The sequence below is a fragment of the Micromonospora maritima genome (assembly GCF_902825405.1).
Taxonomy (GTDB): Bacteria; Actinomycetota; Actinomycetes; order Mycobacteriales; family Micromonosporaceae; genus Micromonospora; species Micromonospora maritima.
Genome location: NZ_CADEAU010000299.1, coordinates 1 through 6,717 on the forward strand (window position 1 = coordinate 1; position 6,717 = coordinate 6,717).

At 75.0% G+C, this 6,717-nt stretch carries 7 protein-coding genes and 2 pseudogenes; 5 read left to right on the forward strand and 4 right to left on the reverse strand.

Annotated elements, in window-relative coordinates:
• The 4 genes and pseudogenes from HUW36_RS22325 to HUW36_RS22340 form a co-directional block, all read left to right on the forward strand.
• Positions 1–420, forward strand: a 420-nt coding sequence (locus HUW36_RS22325; RefSeq protein ID WP_174529964.1) for an acetylxylan esterase, incomplete at its 5' end; no start/stop codon positions are given.
• 1 nt (position 421) lies between these two features.
• Positions 422–817, forward strand: a pseudogene (locus HUW36_RS22330) (hypothetical protein); the annotation flags it as partial.
• Between the two features lie 79 nt (positions 818–896).
• On the forward strand, positions 897–2,759 hold the full coding sequence (locus HUW36_RS22335; protein ID WP_174529965.1) for a transketolase: 1,863 nt from the start codon (positions 897–899) through the stop codon (positions 2,757–2,759).
• Positions 2,760–2,818: 59 nt separating this feature from the next.
• Positions 2,819–3,205, forward strand: a complete 387-nt coding sequence (locus tag HUW36_RS22340; protein WP_174529966.1) for a DUF2267 domain-containing protein — start codon at positions 2,819–2,821, stop codon at positions 3,203–3,205.
• Between the two features lie 140 nt (positions 3,206–3,345).
• Here HUW36_RS22340 and HUW36_RS22345 read toward each other — a convergent pair whose 3' ends face one another.
• Entirely contained in the window at positions 3,346–3,867 is a 522-nt protein-coding gene (locus HUW36_RS22345; RefSeq protein ID WP_174529967.1) for a GNAT family N-acetyltransferase, read from the reverse strand.
• A 420-nt stretch (positions 3,868–4,287) separates the two neighbouring features.
• Between HUW36_RS22345 and HUW36_RS22350 the strand changes: the two are divergent.
• Positions 4,288–4,431, forward strand: a pseudogene (locus tag HUW36_RS22350) (IS5/IS1182 family transposase); the annotation flags it as partial.
• 69 nt (positions 4,432–4,500) lie between these two features.
• Here the strand turns inward: HUW36_RS22350 and HUW36_RS22355 are convergent.
• From HUW36_RS22355 to HUW36_RS22365, 3 genes are all read right to left on the reverse strand, one after another.
• Positions 4,501–4,890, reverse strand: a complete 390-nt coding sequence (locus tag HUW36_RS22355) for a VOC family protein (RefSeq protein WP_174529968.1) — start codon at positions 4,888–4,890, stop codon at positions 4,501–4,503.
• The gene (locus HUW36_RS22360) at positions 4,887–5,585 is read right to left on the reverse strand and encodes a hypothetical protein (RefSeq protein ID WP_246248276.1); all 699 of its coding nucleotides are present in this window, start codon (positions 5,583–5,585) and stop codon (positions 4,887–4,889) included. The genes HUW36_RS22355 and HUW36_RS22360 overlap by 4 nt, the downstream gene beginning before the upstream one ends.
• Before the next feature lie 224 nt (positions 5,586–5,809).
• Positions 5,810–6,199 (reverse strand): YchJ family protein, encoded by a 390-nt coding sequence (locus HUW36_RS22365; RefSeq protein WP_174529969.1) that lies wholly within the window; start codon positions 6,197–6,199, stop codon positions 5,810–5,812.
• Between the last annotated feature and the right edge of the window lie 518 nt (positions 6,200–6,717).

Below are 6,717 nucleotides of genomic sequence, written 5' to 3' on the forward strand. Positions count from 1 at the left end.
GGCCACAGCCAGGGCGGCGCGGCCGCGCTGGCCGCCGCCGCCCTCGCGCCCCGGGTCCGCGCCGCGGTCGTCCACGTCCCGTTCCTCTGCGACGTGCCGCGCGCGGTGACGCTCACCGACGCGACGCCCTACCGGGAGATCCGGGACTACCTGGCCGTGCACCGCGACCGGGAGGAACAGGTGCTGCGCACCGTCGGCTACGTCGACGGGGTGGCCTTCGCCCGCCGCGCGAGGGTGCCCGCCCGCTTCTCCGTCGCGCTGATGGACGACATCGTCCCGCCGTCGACGGTCTACGCCGCCTACCACGACTACCGGGGCGACAAGGAGCTGGCGGTGTGGCGGTGGAACGGCCACGAGGCGGGCGGCGTCGACGACGACGCGGCCGCGCTGGACTTCCTCCGCGCCACCCTGGCCGGCTGAGCTCCTGTCGTTCCCGGCCCGGCGGCCGGGCCGGGCTGGTAGACACGGCAGGGTGGGCACCGGCAGACGCGCGGCGACGGTCCTGGTCGTCGCGGCCGTGGCGCTGGCGGCCGGGGCGCTGCTGCGGCACCCGGCCGGGTTCGTGCTGCTGGCGGTGGCGTTCGCCGCGTTCCAGCTGGCCACCGTGCTGGCCGACGTCCGGCTCCAGGCCCGGATCAGCGGTTCCGCGCGGGCCACGGTCACCTCGCTGGCCGGGATGGCCACCGATCTGACCATCGTCGTGTTCTACGGCGGGTACGGGCTGCTCGCCGGCGCGGTGGGCAATCCGGTCGCGTTCGCGGTGGCCGTGCTGCCCTATCTGCTGGTGGCGCTCTGGCTGCTCGCCGGACGGGGGTGAGTTGCCGGAAAACGGACTAATCATCGCATTCAGGATTACGGTGGGTCCGGACACGACCGACCGCGGGGAGACGATAGCGGTGACGTTGGAAGCAGAGCGCACCCTGCGCGACGAGGACCTGACCGGGCTGGCGGAGCTGGCCGCCCAACTGCGGGTGGACGCGATCCGGTGCACGACGATGGCCGGCTCCGGGCACCCCACCTCCAGCCTCTCCGCCGCCGACCTGCTCGCGGTGCTCGTCGCCCGGCACCTGCGCTACGACTGGTCCTACCCGGGCAACCCCGGCAACGACCACCTGATCTTCTCCAAGGGGCACGCCTCACCGCTGCTCTACGCGGTGTTCCGGGCGACCGGCGCGATCAGCGAGCAGGAGCTGCTGGAGACGTACCGCCGGTCCGGCTCGCGCCTGCAGGGCCACCCCACCCCGGTCCTGCCCTGGGTGGACGTGGCCACCGGCTCGCTCGGCCAGGGCCTGCCGGTGGGCGTCGGCGTCGCCCTCGGCGCCCAGTACCTCGACCGCTCGCCGGCCCACGTCTGGGTGCTGTGCGGCGACAGCGAGATGGCCGAGGGCTCGATCTGGGAGGCACTGGACAAGGCCGGCCACTACGGGCTGCGCGCCCTGACCGCGATCGTCGACGTCAACCGGCTCGGGCAGCGCGGCCCGACCGAGCTGGAGTGGGACCTCGACACCTACCGGCAGCGGGTCGAGGCGTTCGGCTGCCGGGCGATCGTCGTCGACGGGCACGACCTCGGCGCGGTCGACGAGGCGTACGGGCAGGCGCGGGAGGCCACCGGACCGACGGTGGTGCTGGCCCGCACCGTGAAGGGCCGGGGCGTGCCCGAGATCGAGAACGACCCGTCCTGGCACGGCAAGGCGCTCGACCCGGAGCTGGCCGACCGGGCCGTGCGGGCGCTCGGCGGACCCCGGCGGATCCGGGTCGCCGGGCCGAAGCCGCCCGCCGCGCCGCGCGCCACCCCGGCCGAGCACCGGCAACCCGAGCTGCCCCGCTGGTCGCGCGGCACGAAGGTCGCCACCCGGGACGCGTACGGCGACGCGCTGCGGGCGCTCGGGGCGGTCCGTCCGGACGTGGTCGCCCTCGACGGCGAGGTCAGCGACTCCACCCGGGCCGATCGCTTCGCCGACGCGTACCCGGACCGGTTCTTCCAGATGTTCATCGCCGAGCAGCAGCTCGCCGCCGCGGCCGTGGGCCTGGCCGTACGCGGCCGGCGGCCGTTCGCGGCGACGTTCGCCGCGTTCTGGTCCCGCGCCTACGACTTCATCCGGATGGCCGGCGTCTCCCGCGCCGACATCACGCTCGTCGGCTCGCACGCCGGGGTGGAGATCGGCCCGGACGGCCCGTCCCAGATGGGCCTGGAGGACATCGCCGCGCTGCGCGCGGTGCCCGGCTCCACCGTGCTCTGCCCCGCCGACGCGGTCTCCTGCGCGGCCCTGGTCGCCCAGCTGCCCGACCGTCCCGGCGTCAGCTACCTGCGCACCACCCGCGGCGCGTACCCGGTGCTCTACGACGACGGCGAGGAGTTCCCGGTCGGCGGCAGCCGGGTGGTCCGCGACGGCGGTGACGTGGCACTGCTCGGCGCCGGCGTCACCGTGCACGTCTGCCTCGCCGCCGCCGAGGAGCTGACCCGGGAGGGGATCGACGCCCGGGTGGTGGACCTCTACTCGATCAAACCGGTGGACCGGGAGCGCCTGCTGGAGGCCGTCCGGGAGACCGGCGGGCGGCTGGTGGTGGTGGAGGACCACTACCCGCAGGGCGGGCTGGGCTCCGCGGTGCTGGAGGAACTGGCCGACCTGGGCGCGCCGGCACGCGTCCGCCACCTGGCGGTACGCGGGTTGCCCGGCTCCGGCACACCCACCCAGCAGCTGGACCGCGCCGGGATCGGCGTGCACGCGGTCGTCTCGGCCGCGCGCGCCCTGGCCTGACCCGGGTTTGGCCTGGTCGGGGGCGGGTAGCCACGCTGCCGCCGACGGGAGGACCGACGATGGCCGAACCGGAGTTCTACGCGCGGGTGTCCGCCCGGGCGGGCGTGTCCGAGGCGTCCGCCCGCGCCCTGACCGAGGCGACACTGCGGACGCTCGCCGAGCGGATCAGCGGCGGCGAGGCCGCCGACCTGAGCGAGCACGTGGCCCACGAGCTGCGCCCGCTGCTGGCCCGGGCGCGGACCGAGGACCCGCAGGTCTTCGGGTACGACGAGTTCCTGCGCCGGATCGCCGAGCGGGCCGGCGCGACCGCGGCCGACGCCGAGCGCGGCGCGCGTGCGGTGCTGCAGGCCCTGCACCGGGTGGTCGGGCCCGCGGAGTTCAACCGGGCGATGGCCCAGCTGCCCCGGGAGATCGGCGAACTCGCCCAGCCCGCCCCACGCGTGTAAGGAGGGGGCCCCGCTTGAGGTCCTGTGCCTGCTTGCCACCCGGATCGGTTCCTGTCCGGATCGGTCCTGTCCGCCGTTCGCTCCGGTCGCTCGGCGGGTAGGAAGGTGCCCTTCTTGACCTCCGGCGGCCGGTGGGCAGGTCAGCGGCTGAGCGTGATCCAGTAGCGGCGGACCCGGACGTGCCCGGTGTCGAGGATTCCCTGGAACACGCCGCCCTGGCTCTCGATGGTGCGCGCCGAGGCGATGTTGTCCTCCAGGCAGGGAATGAGCACCCGGTGCAGACCCAGCACGGTGCGGGCCTCGCGGAGCATCTCGCCCAGGGCCCAGCTCGCCAGGCCGCGGCGGCGCGCGGAGGGACGGACGCCGTAGCCGATCTGGCCCAGGTCGTCGTCCTGCCAGTGCCGCATCGCGATACCCCCGAGCACCTGCCCGTCCTCGACGATCCACCGGCAGGAGGCGTGCCGCTCGTCCGGGCATGGCGCCCCGGCCCCGTGGTCGAGCCGGACACTCCGCCGCACCCAGTCGGCGAAGCCGTCGGGCGAGTCCAGGTCGTCTTCGGGGCCGATGCCGAAGCCGTCCTCGTGCAGACCGGGTCCCCAGTCTTCGCGGCAGTCCTGGAAGGCGGCATACAGGCTGGTGGTGGGCGATATCAGAGTTGGCATGCGAGCCACCGTAGCCATGGTCCGGGCCTCCGGCGATCCCCTCGAGTTCACTGTGGATCATGCCCGCAGGGCGTCTCTGCCTTCGGCGAGGCCGTTTGCTTGGGGGGAGTACGCGTGTGCTCGCCCGGGCGGCCCCCGGGGGTCTCAGGGTGGGTGATCGACCACTTGCGAAGCAGTGCACCCCGGGGCGCGGGGGCTGAGCATGAGCGAAGTGAGTGATCTGCATCACAAAGCGGTCGCGGCACCGTCGGCGGGTGCCGCAACCACTGCCGTCACCGTGAGTGTTCGGCGCGCTCCGTCGGGGGACCACCGGCGGAGAGCGGATGGACCGCCAGGCGCAGTTCCGCGGCCCCGATCGGGCGAGCCGGGAACGCACAGCGGCGAGCAGGCCGCCGCCGACCACGTGCCGGACGTGCTCGGCGGCGCTGCACCGACCGCGACGCAAGGATCGCGGACTTCCATCTGTGCCTGGCAGCCGCCCTGGTCACCGTACGTCAACTCATCCGTCGCGCCCGAACCCTCTACCGCTGGGACACTCGCCCCACCACCCGACGCCTCAACTGACACCTCCTGCCGGTCGCTCCTGACGTTTCCGGTGGAGGCGGGCCCCCTCTTGACGCACCTGCCCGGACATCAGCCGGCCAGGTGCAGGAACGACCACTGGTGGCCGTCGGGATCCCGGAAGCCGCGCATGGCGAGGTGGCCGAGGTCCTGGATCGGCCCGAGCGCGGTGCCGCCCGCGGCGACCGCGCGCTCGACGAGCGCGTCGACCTGCTCGCGCCGGTCCACCCCGAGGCCCACGATCACCTCCCGGGCGGTCGCGGTGTCGCAGACGTCGGCGCCGGCGAAGGCGGCGAAGGCGTCGGGCAGGTGCAGGACCAGGTGCGTGGTCGCGCCGAAGCTGAGCTGCGCGCTCCGCGCGTCCGGCGGCCGGGGCGCGGCGACGAACCCGAGGGCGGTGAAGAACCCCACCGCGGCGTCGAGGTCGCGCACCGGGAGGTTGACGAAGGTCGCGCCGGTCATCGGGCCGCCCCCCGCTCCAGCAGCGCCTTGAGCGCGGCCAGGCGCTCCCGCCAGTACGCCTTGAGCCGTTCCGCCTCGCCGGCGTCGGCCAGCTTCTCGTGCAGCAGGGCCACCCGTGACTTCGCCGGGCCGACCGAGGTCAGGCCCACCACGATCCGGCTCGGCCCACCGGCCCAGTCCGCCCGGAACGTCTTCGGCGCCGTGGCGGTACGCACCCGCACCTCGACGTCGGGCAGCCAGCGCCGCCGGGCCGCCTCGTCGGCGAACGCGTGGAACAGCGTCTCCACCGGCACGGCGACGGTCCGGCTGCCGCCGGCCTCGAAGCCGCCGCCCCGCCGCTGACCCGGCGCGCGCAGCCCGCGTGCCTGCTCGTAGCCGACGGTGACGGTCTGCGCCCACCAGCCCGGAATCCCGTGGGTGTCGACGAGCCACCGGGCGGTCTCGGTGTGGGTCCGGTCGACCGCGCCCCACGCGTCGAGCCGGTCGAACCAGCCGGCCCAGTCCTGTCCGGTCCGCTCGCGCAGCAGCGCGTCGGAGATGCGGTCCTGCTGGGTTCGCCCACCGGTCGGGGCCACCTCCGGGGTGGGGGAGGGCTCGGCTCGGGCGAGCAACTGCCGGCGGGCGGTGGTGTAGCTCTCGCCGGTCTTGTCCATCCGGGTGCGTACCCGGGACTTGAAGGACTTCTGACGGGTCATCGCGCGCTCCCTGTCACGACCCGGTCGGGGAACCCACGCTTCCGGCGACCGTGCCGTGCGGCTGCCGCGCGGTGGTCAGGTGTCGCGTCCCGAGGGCTCGAAGCCCCCTTTGCCTCCGCGGGCCGGTGGCGTGAGCACCGGAAAGGAGGTGGGGCGCGGGACCGCGCCGACCCTCAGTGTAGGCCTCGTCGCCCCGCCGCGGGGGGCCGGCGCGCCGACACGCGTCACTCCGGCAGCGCGTCGAGGTAGACCCAGCGGCCGTCCTCCCGGGCGAACCGGCTGTGCTCGGTGAGCACGCCGGCCCGGCCGCCCTCGGTGTAGTGGGCCCGGAAGCGGACCGTCCCGGTGCTGTCGAACAGGCCGCCCCGTGCGGTCTCCAGCACCTCCAGGCGGGTCCAGCGGGTGCCCGGCTCCAGCGCCAACCGGGCCGGCCGGGTGCGGGAGTGCCAGCTGTGCCGCAGGTAGTCGGCGTCACCGCGGGCGAACGCGCTGAACCGCGAGCGCATCAGTGCCTCCGCGGTGGCCGCGGTCGCGACGCCCCGGTGCACCGGCGCGCAGCAGTCCTCGTACGGCCGGCCCGACCCGCACGGGCAGGCCGCGTTCTGCTGTCCCATCCGACGATTCTCGCCCGCCGCGTCGCGGCGCGCGGACGGCCCCCCGGCCGGACGGGCGGACGTGCACGCCGCGCGGGGCAGCGCACGAGGCGAAGGCGCACTAGTCTCCACGGACCATGAGCGCGAGCCCGACCCAGCGCGACCTCGACCCGGAACGGGTGGGCCGCTACCTGGCCGCCTCCCTCGGCCGGGCCGGCGAGGTGGTCGACTGCGGGCCGTTGACCGGTGGCGGCTTCGCCGCGGTGTGGTGGGTCCGTCTGGCCGACGGCCGCGACGTGGTGCTCAAGGTCGGACCGCCGCCGGACGTGCCGCTGCTGCGCTACGAGACGGACATGATCGGCGCGGAGGCGCGTTACCTGCGCCTGGTGGCCGCCCGCGCGCCGGCGGTGCCGGTGCCGGCGCTGCTGCACCACGGCCGCCACCCCGAGCTGGGCGACTGGCTGCTCACCGCACGGCTGCCCGGCCGTACCCTGTCGGACCTGAGATCGGAAGAGCACACGTCTGAACTCCAGTCACTC

Excerpts from the sequence above, each read along its gene's own strand:
- HUW36_RS22355 (WP_174529968.1), bottom strand. The coding sequence starts at position 4,890 with ATGACCGGCGCGACCTTCGTCAACCTCCCGGTGCGCGACCTCGACGCC.
- HUW36_RS22360 (WP_246248276.1), bottom strand. The coding sequence starts at position 5,585 with ATGACCCGTCAGAAGTCCTTCAAGTCCCGGGTACGCACCCGGATGGAC.
- HUW36_RS22340 (WP_174529966.1), top strand. The coding sequence starts at position 2,819 with ATGGCCGAACCGGAGTTCTACGCGCGGGTGTCCGCCCGGGCGGGCGTG.
- HUW36_RS22365 (WP_174529969.1), bottom strand. The coding sequence starts at position 6,199 with ATGGGACAGCAGAACGCGGCCTGCCCGTGCGGGTCGGGCCGGCCGTAC.
- HUW36_RS22345 (WP_174529967.1), bottom strand. The coding sequence starts at position 3,867 with ATGCCAACTCTGATATCGCCCACCACCAGCCTGTATGCCGCCTTCCAG.